20 protein-coding genes and 3 pseudogenes are annotated in these 24,056 nt (G+C 60.2%); 12 read left to right on the forward strand and 11 right to left on the reverse strand.

What is annotated here, in order from left to right:
- Nucleotides 1-71: 71 nt before the first annotated feature.
- Together arsB and KBY72_RS02605 are read right to left on the reverse strand one after the other, a co-directional pair.
- Nucleotides 72-1,139 (reverse strand): ACR3 family arsenite efflux transporter, encoded by a 1,068-nt coding sequence (gene arsB, locus KBY72_RS02600; protein ID WP_254960658.1) that lies wholly within the window; start codon nt 1,137-1,139, stop codon nt 72-74.
- Nucleotides 1,136-1,462: an ArsR/SmtB family transcription factor gene (locus KBY72_RS02605; protein ID WP_254993020.1), complete on the reverse strand. Its 327-nt coding sequence runs from the start codon at nt 1,460-1,462 to the stop codon at nt 1,136-1,138. Before KBY72_RS02605 ends, arsB begins: the two co-directional genes overlap by 4 nt.
- Before the next feature lie 78 nt (nt 1,463-1,540).
- Between KBY72_RS02605 and KBY72_RS02610 the strand changes: the two genes are divergently transcribed.
- Together KBY72_RS02610 and arsJ are read left to right on the forward strand one after the other, a co-directional pair.
- Nucleotides 1,541-2,566 (forward strand): ArsJ-associated glyceraldehyde-3-phosphate dehydrogenase, encoded by a 1,026-nt coding sequence (locus tag KBY72_RS02610; protein WP_254960662.1) that lies wholly within the window; start codon nt 1,541-1,543, stop codon nt 2,564-2,566.
- Between the two features lie 9 nt (nt 2,567-2,575).
- The gene (gene arsJ / locus KBY72_RS02615) at nt 2,576-3,832 is read left to right on the forward strand and encodes an organoarsenical effux MFS transporter ArsJ (protein ID WP_254960664.1); all 1,257 of its coding nucleotides are present in this window, start codon (nt 2,576-2,578) and stop codon (nt 3,830-3,832) included.
- Between the two features lie 507 nt (nt 3,833-4,339).
- Here the strand turns inward: arsJ and pstS are convergent.
- The 5 genes from pstS to KBY72_RS02640 all read right to left on the reverse strand — a co-directional run bounded on the left by pstS (nt 4,340) and on the right by KBY72_RS02640 (nt 10,532).
- Complete coding sequence (pstS, locus tag KBY72_RS02620) at nt 4,340-5,314, reverse strand: phosphate ABC transporter substrate-binding protein PstS (protein WP_254993021.1); 975 nt, start codon at nt 5,312-5,314, stop codon at nt 4,340-4,342.
- A gap of 209 nt (nt 5,315-5,523) precedes the next feature.
- Nucleotides 5,524-7,194 (reverse strand): iron uptake porin, encoded by a 1,671-nt coding sequence (locus tag KBY72_RS02625; RefSeq protein ID WP_254993022.1) that lies wholly within the window; start codon nt 7,192-7,194, stop codon nt 5,524-5,526.
- 166 nt (nt 7,195-7,360) lie between these two features.
- Complete coding sequence (locus KBY72_RS02630; protein ID WP_254993023.1) at nt 7,361-8,332, reverse strand: CHAD domain-containing protein; 972 nt, start codon at nt 8,330-8,332, stop codon at nt 7,361-7,363.
- Nucleotides 8,333-8,342: 10 nt separating this feature from the next.
- Nucleotides 8,343-9,326 carry a PstS family phosphate ABC transporter substrate-binding protein gene (locus KBY72_RS02635; protein ID WP_254993024.1) on the reverse strand — a complete coding sequence of 328 codons (984 nt, stop codon included), beginning with the start codon at nt 9,324-9,326 and terminating at the stop codon, nt 8,343-8,345.
- 105 nt (nt 9,327-9,431) lie between these two features.
- Entirely contained in the window at nt 9,432-10,532 is a 1,101-nt protein-coding gene (locus tag KBY72_RS02640) for a magnesium and cobalt transport protein CorA (protein ID WP_254993025.1), read from the reverse strand.
- Nucleotides 10,533-10,855: 323 nt separating this feature from the next.
- Between KBY72_RS02640 and KBY72_RS02645 the strand changes: the two genes are divergently transcribed.
- Both KBY72_RS02645 and KBY72_RS02650 read left to right on the forward strand, forming a co-directional pair.
- Nucleotides 10,856-11,074 carry a hypothetical protein gene (locus KBY72_RS02645; protein ID WP_254959567.1) on the forward strand — a complete coding sequence of 73 codons (219 nt, stop codon included), beginning with the start codon at nt 10,856-10,858 and terminating at the stop codon, nt 11,072-11,074.
- A gap of 89 nt (nt 11,075-11,163) precedes the next feature.
- A complete protein-coding gene (locus KBY72_RS02650; RefSeq protein WP_254959568.1) occupies nt 11,164-12,183 on the forward strand; it encodes a helix-turn-helix transcriptional regulator in 1,020 nt (339 codons plus the stop codon).
- On the opposite strand, the gene KBY72_RS02655 is transcribed toward KBY72_RS02650, so the two are convergent.
- Nucleotides 12,180-13,412 carry an FAD/NAD(P)-binding oxidoreductase gene (locus tag KBY72_RS02655; protein WP_254959569.1) on the reverse strand — a complete coding sequence of 411 codons (1,233 nt, stop codon included), beginning with the start codon at nt 13,410-13,412 and terminating at the stop codon, nt 12,180-12,182. The two genes, KBY72_RS02650 and KBY72_RS02655, sit on opposite strands and share 4 nt — an antisense overlap.
- Nucleotides 13,413-13,512: 100 nt before the next feature.
- Nucleotides 13,513-13,737, reverse strand: a complete 225-nt coding sequence (locus KBY72_RS02660) for a DUF3136 domain-containing protein (RefSeq protein WP_254930621.1) — start codon at nt 13,735-13,737, stop codon at nt 13,513-13,515.
- Nucleotides 13,738-13,878: 141 nt separating this feature from the next.
- Between KBY72_RS02660 and pyrC the strand changes: the two genes are divergently transcribed.
- The 8 genes and pseudogenes from pyrC to KBY72_RS02690 all read left to right on the forward strand — a co-directional run bounded on the left by pyrC (nt 13,879) and on the right by KBY72_RS02690 (nt 22,429).
- Entirely contained in the window at nt 13,879-14,937 is a 1,059-nt protein-coding gene (gene pyrC / locus KBY72_RS02665) for a dihydroorotase (RefSeq protein WP_254930622.1), read from the forward strand.
- A 131-nt stretch (nt 14,938-15,068) separates the two neighbouring features.
- Nucleotides 15,069-15,656: pseudogene (locus KBY72_RS14375) on the forward strand (acetate kinase); the annotation flags it as partial.
- 70 nt (nt 15,657-15,726) lie between these two features.
- Nucleotides 15,727-15,771, forward strand: a pseudogene (locus KBY72_RS14380) (hypothetical protein); the annotation flags it as partial.
- 83 nt (nt 15,772-15,854) lie between these two features.
- Nucleotides 15,855-16,121, forward strand: a pseudogene (locus tag KBY72_RS14385) (acetate kinase); the annotation flags it as partial.
- Between the two features lie 26 nt (nt 16,122-16,147).
- Nucleotides 16,148-17,641, forward strand: coding sequence for a bifunctional orotidine-5'-phosphate decarboxylase/orotate phosphoribosyltransferase (locus tag KBY72_RS02675; protein ID WP_254959570.1), 1,494 nt, complete (start codon nt 16,148-16,150; stop codon nt 17,639-17,641).
- A complete protein-coding gene (locus tag KBY72_RS02680; protein WP_254930624.1) occupies nt 17,638-18,999 on the forward strand; it encodes a cation:proton antiporter in 1,362 nt (453 codons plus the stop codon). The genes KBY72_RS02675 and KBY72_RS02680 overlap by 4 nt, the downstream gene beginning before the upstream one ends.
- A gap of 39 nt (nt 19,000-19,038) precedes the next feature.
- The gene (locus KBY72_RS02685) at nt 19,039-19,254 is read left to right on the forward strand and encodes a DUF3136 domain-containing protein (protein WP_094561403.1); all 216 of its coding nucleotides are present in this window, start codon (nt 19,039-19,041) and stop codon (nt 19,252-19,254) included.
- Between the two features lie 40 nt (nt 19,255-19,294).
- Nucleotides 19,295-22,429 carry an efflux RND transporter permease subunit gene (locus tag KBY72_RS02690; RefSeq protein ID WP_254959572.1) on the forward strand — a complete coding sequence of 1,045 codons (3,135 nt, stop codon included), beginning with the start codon at nt 19,295-19,297 and terminating at the stop codon, nt 22,427-22,429.
- On the opposite strand, the gene KBY72_RS02695 is transcribed toward KBY72_RS02690, so the two are convergent.
- Together KBY72_RS02695 and bchL are read right to left on the reverse strand one after the other, a co-directional pair.
- Complete coding sequence (locus KBY72_RS02695; protein ID WP_254959573.1) at nt 22,401-23,111, reverse strand: potassium channel family protein; 711 nt, start codon at nt 23,109-23,111, stop codon at nt 22,401-22,403. The two genes, KBY72_RS02690 and KBY72_RS02695, sit on opposite strands and share 29 nt — an antisense overlap.
- Nucleotides 23,111-24,010 carry a ferredoxin:protochlorophyllide reductase (ATP-dependent) iron-sulfur ATP-binding protein gene (gene bchL, locus KBY72_RS02700; protein ID WP_254959574.1) on the reverse strand — a complete coding sequence of 300 codons (900 nt, stop codon included), beginning with the start codon at nt 24,008-24,010 and terminating at the stop codon, nt 23,111-23,113. The genes KBY72_RS02695 and bchL overlap by 1 nt, the downstream gene beginning before the upstream one ends.
- Between the last annotated feature and the right edge of the window lie 46 nt (nt 24,011-24,056).

Genomic DNA, 24,056 nt, shown 5'->3' on the forward strand with positions numbered 1-24,056 from the left:
AACAGTCTGGCGCGCCCGCTCCCCCGCCGTGAGAGTTCCCCTGCCATGAAGCCCATGACATGGGAAAGCGCTCAATTTTCATAAACCACAGGAAACCAGCGCCTCAAAGCCCGCGAGACGTAAACCAGGCCCACCAAAACAGGAACCTCGATCAGGGGGCCAACGACCCCGGCCAGAGCCTGCTGGGAAGTGACACCCCAAACACTGATACTGACGGCAATTGCCAGCTCAAAGTTGTTGCCAGCAGCAGTGAAGGCGAGCGAAGAGGTGCGGCGATAGTCGAGGCCACTACAGCGGCCAACGACAAAGGCCAGGCTCCACATCAGAACGAAATAAATGAACAGTGGAATGGCTATCCACAACACCTGAAGCGGATCAGATGTAATGGCCTGACCCTGCAAAGCGAACATCACCACAATCGTGAACAGCAGGCCATAAAGGGCCCAGGGAGCAAGCCGTGGCAAAAAGGTTTTTTCATACCAGCGCACACCTTTGGTTCGCACGCCAATGCGTCGGGTAAGGAAGCCTGCAAGCAAAGGGACTCCCAAAAAAATCATCACTGCCTTGGCAATCTCCCAAAGCGAGAAATTCACCACCTCACTGTTAAGACCAAGCCAGCCCGGCAGGATCTGAAGATAAAAGCTGCCAAGCAGGGCGTAAGCGAGCACCTGAATAACGGAATTTATGGCCACAAGCAAAGCAGCCGCTTCCCGATCGCCCCCAGCCAGATCAATCCAGATCAACACCATCGCAATGCACGGGGCAATACCAATCAGGATCAAGCCAGTACGGAATTCGGGCTGATCAGGTAAAAACAGCCAAGCCAGGCAGAACATCAGCAAGGGTCCCAAACCCCAAACCAAACCAAGCGCAAGCCCCAGCAGCTTGCGGTCGCTGGCCACCCGCGCTAATTCCCCGTAGCGAACCTTGGCCAGCACCGGATACAGCATCATCAATAGACCCAGCGCAATCGGCAGGGAGGTGTGGCCTACCTGCACGGTGCCAAGCAGCGACTGAAGACCAGGCAATAGGCGACCAAGCAACAGACCGCTCGCCATTGCCAAAAGGATCCACAACGGCAAAAGCCGATCAAGCAAAGAAAGTCGAGCCAAAACGGGCTCTTGAGCAGGGGAGGTCATCGGCAAGAGGGGGCAGGAGTTGAGCATTTGGCAGCCAAATCCCCTAGCCAGCAGCGCAACTGCTCAATCGCATCGGTGCGCAGGCTGTAGTACACCCAGCGGCCCTCATCTCGTGCCTCAATCAACCCAGCCTCTCGCAAAACCTTGAGATGGAAAGAGAGCTTGGATTGGGCCAGGCCGAGCTCACTGGTGAGCTCACAAACACAGCGCTCACCAACCCCCAAGGCTTCAAGCACCTGGAGCCTGAGGGGATCGGCCATGGCCTTAAGCAGGGCCCGAGCCTTGGCGGGATCAAGCGCCACAGGGTGATCTAGAACACTCATGCACCAATTTTAGTTGATCTATCAACTGATGTTGATTTAAGGTCTGGCGACCCATGCCGCCATTGTCGGCTCTGCGCCATGAAAATCGGCATCAACGGCTTTGGCCGCATCGGCCGCCTGGTGTTTAGGGCCCTGTGGGGCCGTCCCGGCATTGAGCTTGTCCACGTCAACGATTGCGGCGGTGATGCTCAAACCGCCGCCCACCTGCTCGCCTTCGACTCCGTTCATGGCCGCTGGCAACAGGCGGTGCAAGGAAATACGCGCGGCTTCTTCGTGGGCAGCCAGGCGGTGAGCTACACGCGCCAGAGCGATCCCACCGCCGTGCCCTGGAAGGAAGCTGGCGTGGAGATGGTGCTGGAGTGCAGCGGCAAGTTCAAAACACCGGAAACACTCCATCCCTACTTCGACCAGGTAGGCCTCAAGCGCGTGGTGGTGGCCTGCCCAGTGAAGGGTGAGATCGCCGGGGCCGAAGCCCTCAACGTTGTATTCGGCATCAATCACCACCTCTACGACCCCGAGCAGCACCGTTTGCTCACGGCGGCCTCCTGCACAACCAACTGCCTGGCACCGGTCGTGAAGGTGATTCACGAGGGCTTTGGCATCAAGCACGGCTCGATCACCACCCTCCACGACGTCACCAACACCCAGGTAGTGGTGGATGGCTTCAAAAGTGACCTGCGCCGGGCCCGCTCCTGCATGCAGAGCCTGATCCCCACCACCACGGGATCAGCCAAGGCGATTGGAATGATCTTTCCAGAGCTGCAAGGAAAACTAAACGGCCACGCCGTGCGGGTGCCACTGCTAAACGCCTCACTCACCGATGCGGTATTTGAATTAAGGCGCGAGGTGACAGTGGAGGAGGTAAACAGCGCCTTTGAGGTCGCTGCCAACGGAACACTGCGCGGCATTCTCGGCTACGAAACCAGGCCGCTGGTCTCAGTTGATTATGTAAATGATGATCGCAGCGCCATAGTCGATGCCGCTTCGACCATGGTCGTTAATGGCACCCAGCTCAAGGTGTACGCCTGGTATGACAACGAGTGGGGCTACAGCTCTCGCATGGCCGATCTGGTGAGCCATGTAGCCCTGATCGACGAGCGCTGAGCCAGAGCCATGAGCCGCGCCCTTTCAGCCCTGCAGCAATACATGATCGTGACGGCCAATTACTGGGCCTTCACCCTCACCGATGGCGCCCTGCGCATGCTCGTGGTGTTCCACTTCCACGAGCTTGGCTACAGCACCCTTGAAATCGCCTTTCTGTTTCTTTTTTATGAGTTTTTTGGCATCATCACCAATCTCTATGGCGGCTGGCTGGGAGCTCGCTTTGGTCTGCGGCTAACTCTCTGGTGCGGCACCTTAATGCAGGTGGCGGCACTACTGATGCTGATCCCAGTGGCTGAAGACTGGCCCAAATGGTGGAGCGTGGTCTATGTGATGGTGGCCCAGGCGATCAGCGGCATAGCCAAAGATCTCAACAAAATGAGTGCCAAGAGCGCCATTAAAACCGTGGTACCTGAAACTCCGGAAAACCACAGCAAGGGAGAGGGTCAACTTTTTAAGTGGGTAGCGATTCTCACCGGCTCCAAAAATGCCCTCAAAGGTGTGGGCTTCTTTCTTGGCGGAGTGTTGCTCACCACAATCGGCTTCAATCTCGCGGTGGCAGCAATGGCGGCCGGATTGTTTTTGGCTTTCCTAGTGACCCTGGTGCTGCCTGCAGAAATCGGCAAGATGAAACAGAAGCCTGGCTTCACAGCGCTGTTTTCCAAGAGCCGCGGCATCAACGTGTTGTCGCTGGCTCGCTTCTTCCTATTTGGTGCTCGAGACGTATGGTTTGTGGTGGCCCTACCCGTATTTCTACAGAGCGCCCTGGGGTGGCGCTCCTGGGAAGTAGGCGGCTTCATGGGCCTGTGGGTGATCTGCTACGGAATCGTGCAGGGGTCGGCCCCGGCCCTGCGCAGGGCCTGGGGCCAGAGCGCACCTCCAGGAGTAGCAGCAGTGCAGTTTTGGAGTGCGGTCCTCACCGCTATTCCAGCCCTGATTGCAATTGCGTTGTGGCGAGAGGTTGGCCAGCCTGGGGTAGCAGTAGTGGGGGGATTGGCCGTATTTGGCGTGGTGTTTGCGATGAATTCATCAATTCACAGCTACATGGTGCTGGCATACACCGACACTGAATCTGTGAGCCTTAATGTGGGTTTCTATTACATGGCAAATGCAGCAGGTCGCCTACTCGGCACCGTGCTCTCCGGAACCCTATTTATGCTGGGAGGGCTTCAGACTTGCCTGTGGAGCTCGGCCATAATGGTTGCTCTAGCTGCCTTAGTGAGCACTCGCCTGCCAACGCCACCGCGGCAGCTTATAGAAACCAGCTAATTCTGAAGGCTACTGACCAGATTTATTAATTTTTCTCCAAAAGCCAGCGGATTAGCCACGCACCTTTTTCGGCACAAATATCAAACTAGGGCTAACAGCCTGGAGGCAAGGATGCAGCCCTTATATTCAGAAGAATAAACCCAGCACTTGCTCCCTGCGCGATAGCAGAAGACAGCCAGGACATATGTAGCAGCAATTTAGATTCATTATCCCTTATTGGTTATATTGCGGCAAGGCAAGCAGCTAAGCGCGAGTTGGCCGACGAAGCGTTGCCAAGGCATAATTCGACCAACAGAGAATGCATCGATTGCAATTGATACTTAGTCTGGATTTAAGCAATAGCCAGTCAAGTGACAGGGAAATCAAAATCCCATTGGCAGAACTTTTGAACTCCTGCGCTGACGGGGAATTAATCCAGCCGAAATGGCGGTTCCACGCCGATCGCAGCCCATCAAAAAAGGGGGCTCATTGAGCCCCCTTGCAAAATGGATCACAAGATCCAGACGATCACTCCTTAATCCGTGCCACAGCCTTCTGAGCTGTTGCCTGAATCGAGTCACGCAGGGGCACATAACCGAGGTCGTCGGCAATGGCTTGGGCCTTGTCACTCAGGATGAAGGTCGCCATGTCGCGCAGAGCGTCAGCCTTGGCACCATTCCCCTTGGCATAGAAGAGGAGATAGGTGAGCGTGGCGATCGGATAAGCACCCGAAGCGGAAGGGTTGGGGTTGCCACCAGCCAGGTTCTTATCGAGCTTGATGCTGGCAAGAGCTTTAGCACCGGCGGCGGCAGTGGGGAGCACGAACTCACCAGCCTTGTTCTGCACGGCAGCGGCCTTAAGACTACCCTTAACAAAAGCCTGGTTTACATAACCAATCGAGCCTTGTGTGGTGTTGAGAGTACCGGCGACACCGTCATTACCCTTGCCACCCACGCCCACTTTCCAGTTCACGGATTTGCCGTTACCGAGAGTCCATTCTTTGGAGAATGACTGCAGGGATTCGGTGAAAGCCGCGGTGGTGCCAGAGCCGTCGGAACGGTGCACCACGGTGATCTTGCCATCAGCGCATCCGAGCTGCTTCCAGTTGTTGATCGACCCCATGAAGATCGAAACAACCTGCTTCTGGGTGAGCTTCAGGGAGCAGCCAGACTTGTTGTAGGCCACAGCGATTGAGCCACCCACGGTGGGGATCTGAACCACGCCGCGTGACACGCTCTTGATATCCTTTTCGCTGATCGGGTCATCGCTGGCACCGAAAGCAACGGTTTCGTTGATGAATGCCTTGCGGCCACCACCAGAGCCAATGCCCTGATAATTAACTTTAGGGCCACCCGATTTGGCCAGCATAGAAAACCAGCGGGTATAAATCGCATCGGGGAACGTGGCACCGGCACCAGCCAAGCGCACGGCAGCCTGGGAAGCCGCTCCGCCGATGAGCCCAGCAAAGACCAGAGTAGTAAAAGATCGCTTCAGGAAAGTCATTAAGTAGAAGACAGTTCCAAAAAAATATTAGCAACCCGCCTCTCTGCTCAACGTTATGAGGCCATTAAGGGGCGGCAAAGCAATGGGTGATGATCGCCCTGAATAGGCAAACGCCAGCTACAAAAAAGCCTCCCCGAAATGGGGAGGCTTGGGAAGTGTGAGATAGGCAGCAGAGGACTGCCTGAGGAGCTTAAGTAGCTAACCAGGGATCAGAAGCGGAACGTGGTTTGAATCACGCCACCCCAGGTGTAAGAGCCTGCGTTGCGCTGATAATCGTTAACCCAGAAAATAGCTGGAGTAACGGAAATATTGTCGGAGACTTGATACTTGTAGAAAAACTCGTACATCATGGACTGGGAGCTTGCCACGTTCGTGTCGGTCGAGAAGGGTGCTTGGCCGAAGGCAAAGCCCGCGTTGTTGCCCTTCAGGAACACATCCTTCCACTGCAAACCAACCATCCAGGATTGGGTGGTGATTGTTGTAGTCGAGGTTGCACTGGCGATTCCGGTACCACCATCGTAATAACCGTAGCCAGCGCTGATCGAAGGAACCCAGCCGGAATCTAGGGGCTCCCAGAAGCCAGCAATGGAGACACCATTAAGACTCTTGCCGCTGACCACGACGGAATTGGCCAGGTTGGCATCCCTCAGAGCGGAGTTAGCCGAACCATAACGATAGGCAATCGCAGCACCGTAGTTGGGGCCGCGCACACCAAACTGGGTTAAGAAGTTGATACCGCTATCGGAATCGAAGGCGCCAATAGTGGAATTGTCGAAGCTGCTTTGAGCAACGTAGTTTGCGTCAAAGACGAGGAAGGGCTTGCCCTTGGCTACTTTCTGCTTCCAGTTAAAGCCGAAGCCAGCACCGGTTGCCTTGTTATAGGTACCGGAGACACCAGCCAGATTAAAGAAGTCGAGAATGTCGGCCTTGTAGGCGCTGGGGATGAAGGTAAGGATCTCAGTGTTACGCACCAGAGCACCGGCGGTAAGCTTGATCTCATCGCCCACAGGGAAGGTGTAGAAGAGGCGATCGATCCAGACGTTGCTGCTAGTACCTGTTCCTTGTGAAGTCTCAGCCTTATCAAGCTTGAAGACCTGACTACTGCTACCGAAGGGAAGGCTGCTGAAATTACCGCTTCTCAGGCGGGTGCGCAGCAGATCCTTGCCGCTGAAGCTGGTGTCAAAGGCTAGGCGAGCGTCGTAATTGAACGTTGTGGCGTTGGGCTTTGTTCCGCTTGTTGCCGCAGTTCCACCAATACAGCGAGCATCACCTGGAGTGCAGGCCTCAAGAGCAGTACGGGCAGTGTTGAGTCTGGTACCACGAACCGCAGCGACCGCACCAGTATTGCTGTTGAAGTTCGGGGTGCCCCCGATCACGAAGCTCACTTCACCACGCAGTTTGGTGGTGGTGGAGAACTGCTGAGCCTGCAGCTGGCCCACCTTCGACTCGAGGCCGTCCACCCGGGAGGTGAGCACGGTGAGCTCGGAGTCAAACTCGTTGAGCAGCTTCTGCAGCTCGTCGGTCACCTCGGAGATGCGGTCGAGGCAAGCGTTCAGCAAGGCGGCCGCTTCATAGCGGGTCATAGCGTTACCGCCCTTGAACTTGCCGTTGGGATAGCCGGCCACACAGCCGTACTTCTCCACCAAATTGCTCAGTGCCTGATAGGCCCAGTCGGTGGGCTGCACATCAGAGAATTGATTGACGCTGGTCACCTGGTTTTTCGATTCCCAGGCGCGGAAGCGATCAACGTCTTGCTGCTGCATGTAGTCGTTGATGGCGGCCGAGCCGTTCAACGAGGCTACTTCTTGGGCAGAAGCGGCTAGGGGTGCTGAAATGCTGGCGCCGGCAAGAGCCAGCAGCAATTTTTTGGAAAGATTCATCGGGTCCTCACACCGATAGGGGTGACTTCACAGAGGAAGTCGGAGGCAACTTATCGAGCGCGCTTGGCAACTACGAGCAAGCGGACTACATGCATTGGGTGTTCCAGGACACAGCACATGCGGCAAGTCTGATGCTCAGGTGCTGTGGCTAGTCAGTGCCAGGTCTTCAACCCCTAGACGAAGCGGCGACAGCCCGCTTTAACCTGTCCTTCAGTAAACACCAAGGGCGCCACCGCCGCGGTCGCGGCAGCAACGCCCGCCAGAGAGATTGCCGCCGCCTGCTCGGCAGTACATCGCAGACCAGCTCGCGCCACTGCTCCCAGCAATGGCGTTGATGCTGCACCAGCAGCCACTCCAGCTGGGGCAGCACCTCCTCCAACCGACCTGGCACCTGATCGTTGATGGCGCACTGCAGCACCTGCAGATCGTTGAATTCACCGAGCAGCTCCTGCCCCTGCTTAAGGCGGTCGATGCAGGCGGCAGTTTGAACGCCCTCCAGCGCGGAGAGATTTTCCAGGCGATAGCGAGCCTGCTTGATCTGGCGCCGCAGCTCGTGCAGCACCTCCACCTCGCCCTCAGGGCTACTGACCTGCCAGCCCGGATGGAGAAACACGCTGGCCAGGCAGGGCCCCTGCCATTCGATCAGCCACTCCCGGACCGGCTGATCCCCCAACAGCGTGTATTGCGGCTGCTTCAACCAGAGCTGCAACTGGGCCAATCCCTCCAGATAGGAGCGGCTCTGCAGCACCTCCACCACATGGCCGTAGGCCAACTGCCGCTCCCGGCGCAGTTGCTTGAGCACGGGCCGGAGGGCCTTCACCTCGGCCTCCGGCAGCTGGGGCAGGAAGCCCTCTTCCAGGCGCTCCCGCAGCACATCGAGATCCCGGGCCAGACCCAGTCGCCGCACCCATTTAGCCAGGCGCTGGTCATTGATGGCCGAGGGCAGCTGCAGGGCTGGCTCGAACTGGAGCACGGTGGTGCGCAGCCTCCGCATGGTGACCCTCATCTGATGCAACGGCTCGGCACCCTTGCCCTCGGAAACAGGGGTCTGCAACTGCACCAGCTTGGCAACCTGCCCCTGCAGCAGATCCCGGGCAAACCGGCCATTGCTGAGGGGGTGGGAGGCTGGCAGGAACACTATGGCGAGCTCAACGGAATTCCGGTTTCTTGATGCTGTCGAGACTGCGCTGCAGCGCCTGGCTGGTGGTGAGTCCTACGGGGATATCGCCACCGAAAGCCGTGCCGCTCACTTTTTGATGCAACTTACTTTCCACCAACCTATAGGTACTGGAGGGGATGGGCACAGACCCAGCCTGCTTCACCAGAGTGAGACCATTTTTGATGGTGTAGTTCACAAATTTCTGCAGCTCCGGGCGTTGCCGCAAGGCCTTGTCGTTAACGTAAATAAACAGGGGTCTGGACAGAGGGACATAGGCTTCCTTTTGAACCGTTGCCAGCGAAGGAAGCACAGAACCCTTTGGTCCAACAATACTGAGGGCTTTCAAACGCTTGGCATTGGCCTGGTAGTAAGCAAATCCAAAATAGCCCAAGGCATCTGGATTCTTGGCTACGCAAGCAACTAGTTCATTATCGTTTTCACTGGAAAAATAATCCGACCTTGAATTGTCTTCATCGCCATTTATGGCCTTATTGAAATAATCATAAGTACCAGAGTCCTTGCCAGGGCCACACAGTCGAATCGGCCGGTTGGGCCAATCTAGGTTGACCTGACTCCAGGTTTTCACCGATCCAGCCGCCCGCGCACTCCAGATACGCGCGAGCTCCCGGGTGGTGATGCTGGAAGCCCAGGTGTTGCCGGGGTTCACCACCACAGTGATCGCATCAAAGCCGATCGGCAGCTCCAGGAAGGTCACCCCGTTGGCCGCGCAGGCCTTGAGCTCCTTGGCATTGATCGGACGCGAGGCGTTGGCCAGGGGCAACTTTCCGGTGCAGAACTGCCGAAATCCCGCCGAGGTGCCGGTTTCGTTGAGCTCAAAGCGCACCTGGCGATTGGCGCCGCCCTTCTGATAGGAAGCGATCGCCGTCTTCATCACCGGGAACACCGTGCTCGAACCGCCGATGCGGATCGGCTCCGGTGCAGCAAGAGCGCCCACCGGCAGGAGGGACACCATCGGGGCAAGCAAGGCAAGGCGCAAGGTAGGGCGCATAACGGTCACAACCACAACAGAACTCTGGGCGATCCGAGGGCTTATGGGGGTTAAGGCCAGGTTGTGGCTTCAGCGCGGTGCCGTCCAATCCGCAAACCAACCACGGCGCCACAGCCAGTAGGTCTGGATCACGGCCACGATTGACATCAACAGCAGACAGTAGAAGTAGCCAAGATGCCAACGCAGCTCAGGCATGTTGGCGAAGTTCATGCCATAGATCCCGGCGATGAAGGTGAGCGGCGCGAAGATGCTGGTGAGGATGGTAAGGGTTTTCATGACCTGGTTCATCCTGTTGCCCACACTGGCCGCATAGGCCTGGGTGATGGCATCACATTGGTGGCGCAACAACTCACAGTTTTCAAACAGCAACTCCACCAGATCTGCCATCTCCTGAAAGCCAACCAGGGCATCGGCTCCTAGTAGCTGCTGCCTTTGGCGCAGCAGCACCCGGATCTGGTGGCGCAGGGGCCACACCTGGTTGCGAATCGTGCGCAGGTTGCTGCGATGCACAAAAGCCCGGGCCAATAGCTTCGGCTTGGGGTCCCGCAAGGCAGCTTCCTCCAGATCGTCGAGGCGATTGGCGATCTGCTCAAGCATGGGGAAAAGGGCATCGAGCAACTCATCCACCAGGAAGTGGAGAATGTCATCTAGGTCGCGATGTTCCACCGCACCCACCCTGGATTCCAGCCAAGCGGTGAGCTCCGGAAACGACTCCCCCGCCGGCGCCTCCTCAAAGGTGACCAGTAGGTTGGGCAGCAGCAGCAGACCCACCTGGGAGCTGAGTAGGTGCAATGGATCACGCGCAAAGCTGAGCCGATGCAGCACCACAATCACGGCTTCCCCTAGTCCGTCAACCCGCGAGCGCTGGGGCACCTCCAGCAGGGGAGGCAGCAACATGCGAGGCACCTGGACTATGTCGAGCATGGCCTCGACTGCCCCTGGATCCCCAAGGCCCATCACCCTCAGCCAGATGGGATATCCGAGCGCCTGCAGAGGCAAAAGTTCAGCAGGATTGTGCAGGGATATCAGCCGGGGGCCGTCTGGCTCAAACAACACGGCACTGAAGCAACTGCGGTGCCGCCCGCCAGAGACGTAGAGGTGGACTGGCAAATTGGCCGGCCGCTCCTCCAGGAGGTGGGAATTCAGAGCACCAGGGGTGGGGCGCAGCACGTTGGGGTCAGTTCAGGAGCCTGCCAGCGGATCAAGAGTTGGCCACCGGCAACGATGCTGGCCTGGATCAGCAGACACATCACCACCTGAGGCCACCAACCACCCGTGGACTGATCCATGAGAGCGCAGATCGGATGATTTGGCATGTTGCGGCCGCGGACCTGATGCCGCATGTGCTCCTGACGACACCGAAGCGCCCTTCAACACTCCTTAATCCAACCCCTTGTAAATTAACCGGAGTTCAAGATTTTCAAGTGTCCAGTGCAGGGCCCCGGCCCACCCCATCCGATCCGAAAGGTATAGCCAACGGCATTAGCTCGCCTTTGGAACCCCATTCCGCCTACCGGGGCTCCGATTGGACTCCCGAGCGTTTGATGTTCCACCAAAACCTCGAATCATTTGCCGAGAGGGTCGGGCTAGTGGTGGGCCTGCAAAGCAATGGCAAAATGAGTCAGGAGCAGGCCTACGACGAAATCCGCCGCATCTGGAAGGATCTCAAGGAAAGCAAGGACACCCTGCTCAATCTCCCGGAGCAGGGCTGAGCCCTAAATCACTAATCATTAGTACTGCTTCCCAGCTACTTGCGCTGCAGCCGGCTTTCCATAGGGTGTGAGCATCGATTTGGTTTGGCTTGGATCCTGTCTCCCAGTTCCCCCTGGTGTTCCACGACCAGCAAGCGGTGGTGGATTTAGATCCCCAGGCCCTGGCGACCAAGCTGGCCCAGCACTTTCCTCTCCAGGATTTTGCCCCTCGCAACCCCTTGCTCAACCCGTTTCGGCACCGGGCCAGCACTGCCGTAGCGGGAGACCTCACCCTCACCTGTGGATATACAAGCCCTATCCATGGCTGCATCGGTGATAATCCCGGCGTAGGCGCAATCAACATCTGCTATCAGGGGGAATCTTCCTACGGAGTGGACGGGAACACCTTCCAAATTCACGCTGAAGCACCCCTCTATTTCAACCCAGGCTTCTCTTACACCTACGCAAGTGGGCACTACAACGGACTGGTACTGCACGTAGATCTACAGCGATTGCAGAACACGGCCGCTGCCATCGGCGGCATGGGGCTCTCCGGTCGGCGCTTTGCCCCCGATCTACAGCGTCCCCAGGTGCTCTCAACGACCGAGGAGCGGCAGGCCAAATTGCTGCTCACCTTGCGTCGGGCCTTTGCCCTGCTAGATGCGCCGGAGCTGCAAGCCCGTGGCGATCTGGAGGTGCTGCAGCTCGACGATCTCATTTATCGCATCCTGGCCCTGGCCCTCTGCCCCCAACTCGAGCAGCGGGGTAGCGGGCATGGCGAGGGGCTCTCCAGGGAGCTGATCTTCGAAGAATTGCTGGAATGGATTGGAGCCAATCTGCAATCACCAATCAACCTCACGCAGCTGGAGCAGCGCAGCGGCTATTCGAGGCGCAACCTGCAGCTCGCCTTCAGCCAACGCTTCGGTTGCGGACCAATCCAATGGGTCCGCCGCGAGCGCCTTGGCCTGGCCCGGCAGCACCTGCTCAACCCCTCGCCGAGCGACAGCGTGGCCGGCATCTCCTCAAAACTGGGCTTTAGCAACCTCTCCGCCTTCAGCCGCGACTTCCACAACACCTATGGCATTCGCCCCTCAGAGATGTTGCGTGAAGGGCGGCGCCTACACGGCTAGCCCTTCAGTCCGGGGATAAAACGCCGCTCGTGCTGGGCACCGGTGAGCATGCGATTCCAATAAAGCCCAGGCAACAGCTTGCGCTTGATCCACCACATGCTCCAGCGCTCCTTAGTGGGGTCGAGCGGGAAGGAGGGGACCGGCTGCTGCTCATAGTTGAACTCAGCCATGATCGCCTTGCCATAGCCGGTAATCAGGGGGCAGCAGCTGTAACCGTCGTAGGCCGCCATTAAGGGCTGGCCATCAAGCAGGGCAAGCAAGTTGGCCACCAGCACCGGCGCCTGGCCCCGCACCGCCGCGGCCGTCTTGGAGTTCGGCATGCCACTGACATCGCCGAGCGAAAACACGTTGGCGTAGCGGGTGTGCTGCAGGCTGAACTTGTCGACCTCGACGAAGCCGCTCGCCGCTGCCAGCGGGCTATCGGCCACCACCTGGGGGGCAGCCATCGGCGGCGTCACGTGCAGCATCCCGTAACCGATCACTTCTTCGCGGCTGGTTTCGCCCTCACTCACCTTGAACACCGCCTCCCGGCTCTGGGGACGTACCTCCGTAAGCACGTGGTTGTAGCGGGCATCAATACCCTTGCGCTTCACCACCTCCCGCAGCGGTGCGGCATATACGGGCACCCCGAAGATGCCAGGGGTGGCGGTGGCATAGATCACCTTTGCCGCCAGTCGCTTCTTGGCAACAACATCGGCAGCCAGATAGGCGATCTTCTGGGGCGCCCCCGGACACTTGATCGGCATCGGCGCACAAGTAAACACGGCATTGCCAGCCGCCCCCTGGCCGCCCTTGAAGGCCTGGAGCGTGTCCCAGGTGTAGGTGGCGTGGTGCTGGCTGTAGTTGCTGCACACCCCGCCCTGGCCAAGGGCCTCGGGCAGACCCTTGATCTTGTCCCAGCAGAGCTGCAGGCCGGTGGCCACCACCAGCACGTCGTAGCTGAGGCTCTGGCCGCTGGCCGTGCTCACCAGGTTGCGATCCGGATCAAAACCAGCCACCGCATCGCGGATCCAGGTCACCCCCGCTGGGATGAGATCGGCTTCAGCGCGGCGAGTCTCCTCAAGGCTGAACACACCTGCACCCACCAGGGTCCAGCCCGGTTGGTAGTAGTGATCGCTGGAGGGCTCGAGAATCGTCACCGCAAGGGCCGGACGGGCCCGTTTCAGCTGGGCGGCGGCGGTGATGCCGGCGGCGCCGCCGCCGACAATCAAAATTTGATGATGGGCCATAAAAAGGGCCGCTGGTGGAGCAGCGGCTGGATGCCATTCCTCCCGCTTTAGACGGGAAGCGTCAAATGGACAAGCCCGAAAGATTCACACTGCTAAGGATTCACACCGCTTCGGTCACCTCCCGTTTGAGTAGGGCGTAGAGATAGTCGGGTGCCTTGTAGCGGGTGGGTAGGCAGGAGTGGAGCAGGCTGAGTCGGTCCCAGGCCACGGTGCGCTTGATCGCCTCCAAGCTGCGCCCTTCCCGGATCAGTAGCCGCAGGGCCTTGCAGCAGCCGGAGTAACCAGCTTCCAATGCTCCGATCGTGGGTTTGGGGGCAACGGTCATGCTGGGAAAGTTCGGAAGGAAGCCCGCCGACGAGCTAAATACAACGCTAAACAGAGGACTGTGTGCCCGCGGCAACAATGCCGTGAAGACACGAATCCTTACCAGTTCCGCCCCCAACCGATCCCGATCCCGCGCCATGCCATGCCAAGCCAGCAGCTGAGCCTGCGTCAACCCGATGACTGGCATGTGCATCTGCGCGATGGCTCCATGCTCCAGGCCGTCGCCCTGGCTACGGCCCGCCAGTTCGCCCGGGCGATCGTGATGCCAAATCTGAACCCGCCGGTAACCACGGCGGCGGCAGCCGAGGCCTATCGCCGCCGCATCCGCGAAGCCTTGCCCGACGGCAGTCGCTTCGAACCACTGTTGACGGCCTACCTCACCGATGCCATCGATCCCGGCGAGATCGAACGGGGCTTCAACGCTGGGGCCTGGGTGGCCTGCAAGCTCTACCCGGCAAATGCCACCACCAATTCCGCCGCCGGGGTCAGCTCAATCGAGGCGATAACGCCCGTGCTCGACGCCCTTGAGCGCATCGGCATGCCCCTGCTGATCCACGGCGAAGTCACTAGCGCCGATATCGACATTTTTGATCGGGAGGCGGTATTCATCGAGCGCCACCTAGAGCCCCTACTGCGGCGCCACCCCGGCCTGAAAGTGGTACTCGAGCACATCACCACCAGTGATGCGGTTGATTTTGTGCGCAGCGGCCCGGCCAACCTGGCGGCCACGATCACGCCCCACCACCTGCACATCAACCGCAACGCCATGTTTGCCGGCGGCCTGCGGCCCGACTTCTACTGCCTGCCGGTGGCCAAGCGGGAACTGCACCGCATCGCCCTGCGGGGCGCCGCCACCTCCGGCAACCCGAAGTTTTTCCTGGGCACCGATTCCGCACCCCACGCCCGCACAGCTAAGGAAGCGGCCTGCGGCTGCGCTGGCATTTTCAATGCCCCATTTGCGCTTGAAAGCTACGCGGCGGTGTTTGAGCAGGAGAACGCCCTGGAGAGGCTCGAAGCCTTCGCCTCAGAGTTTGGGCCACGGTTTTACGGGCTACCGCTCAACGAGGCCAAGGTCACCCTGGAGCGGCAGCCGTTGGAGGTGCCCAGCCGCCTCCACCTCAATGATGCGGCCGGCACCGCTGTCGAACTGGTGCCCTTCCATGCCGGCGAAACCCTACCCTGGCGATTGTTGCTGCACTGAGAATCCGGCTTTAGAGAGGCTTTGTTGGCGCCGAAGATGGTGCCCAGGAAGAACTGAAGGCCGAGCAGCTGCCGGCAGTGTTAAGGCAACATTTGCAACGCTATGGCCAATACAGGCCTGCACCCGATCGCATGACCCACGCCCTGGTGGTGAACACGGGCAGCTCCAGCGTCAAGCTGGCCCTCTGCGATTCGAGCGGCCGACGGCTCTGGCAAGAGCAGCGCAGCTGGGGGCTTTCCCAGGCCGATTCGGGCAGCCAGCAACTGGTTGAACTGCTGGAGCAGTGGCTCTCCCCCCTGCTCGCTGCCCTTGAGCCCCTACCCCAGCTTGTAATTCACCGGATCGTGCACGGTGGTGCCCACTTCAGCGCTCCCACCCTGCTAAGCCCGCAGGTGCTGGCGGAGCTAGCAAACCTGGTGCCCCTGGCCCCACTGCACAACGGCCCAGCGCTGGAGGCCATCAACTGGCTGCAAGACCAGCTGCAGGGTCATCTGGAGGGCAGCGCCATCCAGCAATGGGCCTGCTTCGACACCGCCTTCCACGCCAGTCTCAGCGAAGCCGCCTCCACCTACGCCATCCCGGCAACCTGGCGCCAGCAGGGCCTGCGCCGCTTTGGCTTCCACGGCCTCAACCACCAGCACGTGGGCGAAACGGTCGCGGCCCGAGATCCAGACATCCGCCGCCTGATCAGCTGCCAGCTCGGCGCCGGCTGCTCCCTCTGCGCGATCGAAATCGATCCCCAGGGCCAGCCGCAGCGGCAGCGTCGATCCAGGGCTGCTGCTGCACCTAATGCGCCAGGGAATTGGCGTCTCCGAACTGGATACGGGCCTTAACCGCCAGAGCGGCCTGCTGGGGCTGTCCGAGCTCAGCGGAGACATGCGGGAGCTGCGCCTCCAGGCTGGCGGGGGCACCGCGGCGCCCAGCTGGCAATCGCGGTGTTCCGCCACCGGCTACTGCAAGGGATTGGGGCCATGGCAGCCAGCCTGGGTGGAGTGGAGGCCATCGCTCTCAGCGGCGGCATCGGCGAACACGACGACGCCCTCGCCACGGAACTGGAGCAGGCCCTGGCCTGGTTGCCGGGGCTGCGCTGGCTGCGGGTGGCCGCCGATGAGGAAGGGTTGATGGTGCGGCTGATTGCAAAGAGCTGTGTCACCAGCCGGCGGACAGGCCAACGGCTGGCTTAACAACGAGCCCTAACAGCCTGCGGGCGATGGGCTTCTTCGTCAAACTCACCGACGCCATCGCCGACCGCCAGTCGCTGCTGGTGACCGGGCTTGATCCCAACCCGGAGATGCTGCAGAGCTGGGCAGCGCGGCGGGGCCTGGCGGGCCGCTCCTTCCTCAGCCAGGCCCGCCACTGGATCAAGGCGGTGATCGAGGCCACAGCGCCCCATGTGTGCGCCTACAAGCCCAGCCTTGGTTTTTATCAGGCCCTTGGGCCGGTGGGACTGGAGCTGCTGCTGGAGGTGCGCGACCTGGTGCCCCGCGATCTCCCCCTGATCATCGACGCCAAACACGGCGATCTCAACTCCTCCTCGGCCCTGGCCCACTACCTGTTCAAAGATCTGGGCGCCGATGCGGTGACCCTCTCCCCCTTGGCTGGCCAGGACATCGCAGCCCCCTTCCTGCTCTATCCAGACAAGGCCGTGGTGATGACCTGCCACAGCTCAAACCAGGCGGCGCGCCAGATCCAGCACTACCCAAATGAGGAGACACCCCTATACCTGCAGATTGTGCGCGAGACCCAGCTGTGGGCCACCCCCGACCAGCTGTTGCTGGAGGTGGGAACCAGTGATCCGCAAATCCTGGCGCGGGTGCGGGCCGCAGCACCGGAGCGCTTCTTGATCCTGCGCAGCCTCTGGGGGGAAGAGGAAAAGCTCGACGCCATGCTGCAGGCCGGCCTGGGGGCCGCCGCCGATGGGCTGCTGCTGCCCCTACCTCAAAACCTGCTGGTAGAGGACGACATGGCCAGTCGAGCCGAGGCGCTCAAACAGCAGATCACGGCCAAGCGGCAACAGTGGCTGGAAAATCACGACAAGGGCAACCCAGATACCTGTGCCCTCTGGCTACCTGAGAAGCAACCAAGCGCCGACCCGCTCGAGAGCCTGATTGTTGATCTGTTCGACATCGGCTGCCTGCTATTCGGCGATTACGTACAAGCCTCGGGTGCGGTCTTCAACTACTACGTCGATCTGCGCCAGATCATCTCCGACCCAAACCTGTTCCACCGAGTGCTCCACGCCTATGCCGGCAAGCTGCAGGGCCTCGAATTTGACCGCATCGCCGGCATCCCCTACGGCTCCCTGCCCACCGCCACTGGGCTTTCACTGCAACTGCACAAGCCGCTGATCTATCCCCGCAAGGAGGTGAAGGCCCATGGCGCCCGGCGCCTGATCGAGGGCGACTTTGAGGAGGGCGACCGAGTGGTGGTGGTAGACGACATCTTGATCACAGGCGGCAGCGTCCTGGAGGGCATCGGCAAGCTGGAGAGCTCGGGCCTGACGGTGCAGGACGTGGTGGTGTTCATCGACCATGGCGGCGACCATGACCGCCGCGCCCGGGAGCGGCTGGCGGCGGCGGGCTACAGCTGCCATTCAGTACTGGACATCGCCCAGATCACCGCTGTGCTGCAGGGGGCCGGCCGCCTCAGCGAAGCCCAGGCCGCGAGCCTCGGATCGAGTCACGACGACTCAGTCCGGTCGTGATCGCACACTTCTTTGCCCAGGCACCCCTCTTTGCTCAGGCACCAGGTCTTAATGGGGTGCCCTTGGAGGGCCAGCTGCTGTTCATCGGCCTGCTGTTTATAGGCACGTTGGCGATCAGCCGGTTCTCGGTCCAGATCGGGATCCCGGCGATTCTCGGGGTGCTGCTGCTGGGCCTAGCGATCAACATCCAAAGCCTCAACGTCACCCATGAACAGGCCGAAAGCCTTCATGTATTCGCGCTAGCCCTGCTGCTTTTTTATGCGGGGCTGAAAACGGATATCAAAACCATTCGAGGCTTTTTGGAATATGGCCTGGCCCTGGCGGTAGGGGGGGTGGCGATTGCCACGGGTCTGCTGGCCGCCCTGATCTGGCTGCTTTCTTCCGCTGGTGGAAACCAACTAGCGCCAGGACTCAGCGACGCCATGCCCCTGGGGGCTGCCCTGCTGATTGCCGCCTGCCTGGGCTCCACCGATGCCGGAGCCACCATCAACGTGCTGAGTTCGGTGCGGCACCTGGTGCCAGAACGGCTCAAGCACCTGCTCGAATTCGAATCCTCGGTCAATGACCCAACGGCCCTGCTGCTATTCGGCTTGATCGTGGGGCTGTTCAGCACCTCCAGCGCCGGCGCCAGCCTCGAGCAAGCAGCACCTGTTGGGGTGATGCTCAACGGCCTGCGCAGCTTCGTGCAACAGGTAGGCGGCGGCCTAGTCATAGGGGCACTGTTTGGCTATGTGGCCAAATTCGTGATCAATGAGCTGGCCCACGACAGATCCCAGCTACTGATTGTGGCCATGTCTATTGCCTTTGTGGACTATGGCTGCAGCTACTTTCTAGGCGGATCCGGATTGATTTCGGTGTACATCACTGGAGTGATGATGACCAACATGATCTACCGCCAAGCCGATATCAACCATGAATCGATTCAGGAGGTGCTGCTGCCCTTCAATACCATGGCCGAGATTTGTATCTTTTTAATATTTGGTCTACTAGTGAATCCAAGCAGCCTGCTTCCCGCCCTGCCTGTTGGCTTGATAACCGCCGCGGTGTTGATGCTGGTGGTGCGACCAATAAGCGTTTTGGTGTTCCAACCCCTCTCCCCCTTCCGCTGGAAGGACAGCGTGTTGGTGTCTTGGTGTGGCCTAAGGGGGGCAGTGCCTTTGGCCCTCTCTTACAACGCGGTCGATCAGATCAGTCACCTACGTGGTGTCGACCCAGGCTCCGTCGTTGCTCTAGCCCACAACGCCCAAAGCATCGTGTTCGTTGTAGTGCTGATCAACCTGCTAGCCCAAGGCCTCACCCTGCCGCGGCTCTGCCGGCGGCTCAACCTGATCTCGGCGCCACCTGAAGCCGTAGGGTAATAAGTGCGTCTTTGCAACTCTTGGACGCCCACCCGTGCGATGAGCAGCAGTCAGGGACTCACCATCGGGGAACTCGAAGCCAATTATTCGCTTTATTGCAAGGCCCTGAGGCTGCTCCTAAAGGAAGGAAAAACCGTAGCCGCCATTCAACGCACCGTCTGCTGGAGCCGCTTGGAGCAACTTCATATCTGCCTGCCTAGTCGCTATAAAGCACCTGACTATCTATGCGTTGTGCTGAAGCGCGATCTCGGCTGATCATTCATCCCGGCCCGAGCAGCGCAACGCAAAGGCTCCCATGAAATCGATCTCAGATCCCTTTCTGCGCCGGCCCGTGCTCACCCTGGTGGTGAGCCTGCTGGTTCTGTTGATAGGGCTGGTGTGTTTACCGCTGCTGCAGGTGGAAAACCTGCCACCGATTGCTCCCGGCCGAGTCACGGTGCGGGCCACCTACCCAGGCGCCGGCCCAGAGGTGGTGGAGCAGGGGGTCACCGCCCTGCTGGAACAACAGCTAAACGGCCTCGAGCGGCTAGACAGCATCCGCTCCACCAGCTCAGCCAACGGCAGCTCCATCACCCTGGGATTCGAGGGCGGCGACCCCGAGCTCAACCAGATCAACACCCAGAACGAAGTGGCGGTGATAACCCGCCAGCTGCCGGCACCGGTGGCGCGCTTCGGGGTGCAGGTGCGGCGCAGCTCCGACGACCTGCTGATGGTGCTGAGCTTCAGTGCTGATCCCAAGCTCTATGGCGAAACCTTTTTGAGCGGTTGGCTCGATCAGGTGGTGAAAGAGAGGCTGCAGCGGGTGCCTGGAGTGGGCAACGTCACCCTTTCAGGTGGCAACAGCCTGGCCTTCAGGCTCTGGCTAAACCCGGCCCAACTCGAGGAGCGAGGCCTCACAATTACCGATGTGCGTGCGGCCCTGCAGCAGCAAAACGTGCTGGCTGCCTTGGGCCAAACGGGCGAAGCCCCCAGCCCCAGCGGCCAGGAGCTCACCCTGCCGCTGCGCATGGAAGGGCGCCTGCGCAGTCCAGCGGAATTTGAACAGCTGGTGGTGGCCCGCAGCGCTAATGGCGGCGTCACCCTGCTGCGGGATGTGGGCCGGGTGAGCCTGGGCAGCGAGAGCTACGACACGATCGCCACCAACCTGCAGGGCAGGCCAGCGGTAGCCGTAGTGATCTACCAGCGCGACGGCAGCAACGCCATCACCGTGAGTAAAGCGGTGAATGCAGCCCTAGATGAGCTCGCACCCCAATTTCCGCCGGGGGTCGATCAGCAGCTGATTGTTGATGAGGCCGACTTTGTGCGCGGCAGCATCCAGGGCACCCTCGACAGCCTGCGCGATGCGGTGTTGCTGGTGTTCTTGGTGCTTCTTTTTGGCCTTGGCAACAGCCGCCTGGCTCTGATCACCGCTGCCGCAGTGCCAGTGGCCTTGATCGGCTCGTTGAGCGTGCTGAAGCTTGCCGGCCAATCGCTAAATACCCTCACCCTGTTTGGCTTGGTGCTGGCCTCTGGGCTGGTGGTGGACGACGCCATCGTGGTGAGCGAGGACATTGGCCGCCGCCTGGAGGCTGGCAAGCCACCCCTGCAGGCCGCCCGCGAAGCCATGGCCGAGCTCGGCGGGGCCGTGGTGTCCACCTCTATAGCCCTGGTGGTGGTGTTCATCCCGGTGATTGGCCTGGGGGGCAGCTTGGGCCGGCTGTACGCCCCGATCGCAATCACGATCAGCGGCGCCATCGCCTTCTCCACCCTCAATGCCCTGAGCTTCACGCCGGTGGCCAGCAGCCGACTACTAAACCCCCAGCAACGCGAACCGGCCTGGTTGCTGCGATGGATAGACCCGCCGCGGCGCTGGCTCGAGGGGCTGGAGGTGCCCTACGGGCGCTGGCTGGCCTGGACTATGGAGCGGCGACGGCTGGTGGTTTCCCTGCTACTGGGCGGCCTACTGATCACGGGATTGGCCCTGCAAGCCCTGCCCAAAGCCTTCATCCCCCAGGAAGACAACGGTCAGCTGCGGGGGGTAGTGATCTTGGCCGATGGCCTGGGGCTGCAGCAGACCCAACGGGTGCTGGAGCAGGTGCGCCAGGTGGTGGCTGAAGAACCCCTGATCACCCGCGCCAATTTCTATGCGGGGCGCTCCTTTGGCGATAGCAGCCCCAACAAGGGCATCTTCTACCTGCGCCTGGCGCCAATCGAGCAGCGCCGCAGCCCCGAGGCAGCTACACGGGCCGTGGGAGAGCGACTCAAGGGCGAGTTGCGCCGCCGAATTACCGGTGCAGTGGTGCAGCTCAGCGAGGCACCCTCCGTGCGGGGTTTCAGTTCAGAAGGGGGGCTCGAGCTTGAACTGCTGGACAACAGCAACGGTCAACTCAGCCTCTCTGACTTCGAGCAGCAAGCCCAGTCCTTCATCCGCGCCGCCCAAGCCACCAATCGCTTTGAACGGGTTTCAACCCGCTTCACCGCCGGTGCACCCCTGGTGCAGCTGGTGCCAGATCGGCTGCAGATGGCCTCGCTCGGGGTGGATCTCAGCACCGTGGTCGACACCCTCGGAGCCAGCTTCGGCAGTGACTACGTCAATGACAGCTTTGAGAGCGACCAGGTGCGCAAGGTAATCGTGCAGCTTGACGGCGCCTCGCGCCGCAGCGCCGATGACGTGCTCGCTCTGCAGGTGAAAAACCGCGATGGCCAGCTGATCCCCCTGGCCCAATTGGTGCGGATCGAACAAAACACTGGCCCAACCTCAATCAACCACACCCGGCTGGTGCGTTCGATCAGCATCCGGGCCCTGCCCCGCCCTGGCGTGAGCAGTGGCCAAGCCATGGCCAGCCTGATGGAAGTGCAGCGGCAGCTCGGCGGCAGCACAGAATTGGAATGGGCCGGCCTGGCTCGGGAAGAGTCGCGCGCCGGTGGCGGCAACATTCGGGTGTTTGCCTTGGCAATCCTGGTGATGGTGCTGGTGCTAGCAGCCCTCTACGAAAACTTCGCCGACCCCTTCATCATTCTGGTGACCGTGCCTCTGGCCATGTTGGGAGCGGTCGTCGGCCTGTTGCTGCGGGGCCTGCCCCTGGACGTGTACGGCCAGATGGGCCTGCTGATGCTGGTGAGCCTTACCGCCAAGAACGCCATCCTGATAGTGGAATTCGCCAACCAGCGCATGGCCGAAGGCCTGGATCTAGACACGGCGATCCGCGGAGCGGCGATCGCCCGCCTGCGGCCGATCCTGCTCACCGCCCTCGCCGCCCTTGCAGGAGGCATACCCCTACTCTTCGCCAATGGCTTCGGCTCAGGCGGCAGGGTAAGCATCGGCACGGTGGTGTTCTTTGGGTTGCTGGTGTCTACCTTCCTGGGCCTGTTTGTTGTTCCCGTGATGTATCGCATCATCAAGGGCTGGGAGCGGGGCAACCCTAAGGCTGCTGGCTTTCCTGCACCGTAAGGCGGCTGATCAACACCCCCATCACTGCGGCCACATAAAACGTGCCCGCTATGGCGATGGCCACGCTCACCATCTGGGCCTGGGGGCTCTCGGGAATCACATCGCCATAGCCCATCGTGGTGAGACTCACAAAGGCGAAGTAATTGAGTCGCACGAAATTGAGGCCCCACACCGGGCTGCTATGGCCCAGATCCTGCGCCGACAGGTTTACGTTGCTAAAGCTGGCCGGATCGATGGTCTCCAGTGCACAACAGAGCAAGCCGGCCGCCAACCCCAACATCAGGTAGCCCGCCAGCGCGCCCCGCAACACCACATCCGACACGCGCCGCTCCTGGGCCAGGCCCCGGATCAGGCGAATGGCACTCCAACCACTGAACAGGGCCCAGAGGGCAATCACTGGGATGCCGGTGCTACGCAGTTCGAGCGGGGTGACATACCAGAGCACGCCCACTGCAATGGCCGCCACACCTAGCCCCTTGAACAGCCGGCGCGGCACGGTGCCGAACTGCAGGCTGCCGGTGGGATTGCCCAGGCCCCGGATCATCACCAGAGCCAAGAGCAGATAGCCCAGCGAGGAAAAGTTATTCCATGGCTCGGGCAGGGTGAAAGTGACCAGCAACAGCAGGCAGATGCTCAGCAGATGGCCGTAGCTCTGCTGGCGTGGGGTAGATCCCCCATCCATCAATCGAAGCCGAGCAGGTCGAAAATCTCGCGATCCTTGAGGGATTCGGCCTCCAAGGGCTCGACGTCATCGAGCATCCGGCGGGCCAGCTTGAGGTATTCCTCCTGCACCGCATCCACTTCCGGTGTGCTTTCCATCTCGAAGATGGTGCACTTCTTGAGACGGGATTTACGAATCGCGTCCACGGTCTTGAAATGGGCCATGGTGCGCAGACCCGTACGGGCATTGAACTTGTCGATTTCGTCTGTCTCCTCAGAGCGGTTGGCAATCACACCACCGAGACGCACCTTGTAATTCTTGGCCTTGGCATTGATGGCCTGCATGATCCGATTCATCGCGAAGATCGAATCGAAATCATTGGCTGTAACGATCAGGCAGTAGTGGGCGTGCTGAAGCGGTGCAGCAAAGCCACCACACACCACATCTCCCAACACATCAAAGATCACCACATCGGTTTCTTCGAGCAGATGGTGCTCCTTGAGCAATTTCACCGTCTGACCTGTGACATAGCCACCGCAACCAGTACCCGCCGGCGGACCACCAGACTCCACACACATCACGCCGTTATAACCCTCAAACACAAAGTCTTCGGGCCGCAATTCTTCAGTATGAAAATCAACCGTTTCGAGAATATCGATCACGGTGGGCACCATCCTCTTGGTAAGGGTGAAAGTGCTGTCGTGTTTGGGATCGCAACCGATCTGCAGCACCCGCTTACCCAGCTTCGAGAAGGCCGCCGAAAGGTTGGAAGAGGTAGTGGATTTACCGATCCCACCTTTGCCATAAACCGCCAGCACCAAGGCACCCTCCTCGATAGCCATGGTGGGATCAAGGTGTACCTGCACGCTGCCCTCTCCATCGGGCTTGGAAGTGGCTGGAGGATTGAGTGTTGTGGTCATTGGAGTTGGGGAAACAGGAAAGATCGGAACTGAAACTCTTAGCTAA

It is taken from the genome of Cyanobium sp. BA5m-21, from assembly GCF_024346235.1.
In the GTDB taxonomy this organism is placed as follows: domain Bacteria; phylum Cyanobacteriota; class Cyanobacteriia; order PCC-6307; family Cyanobiaceae; genus Cyanobium_A; species Cyanobium_A usitatum.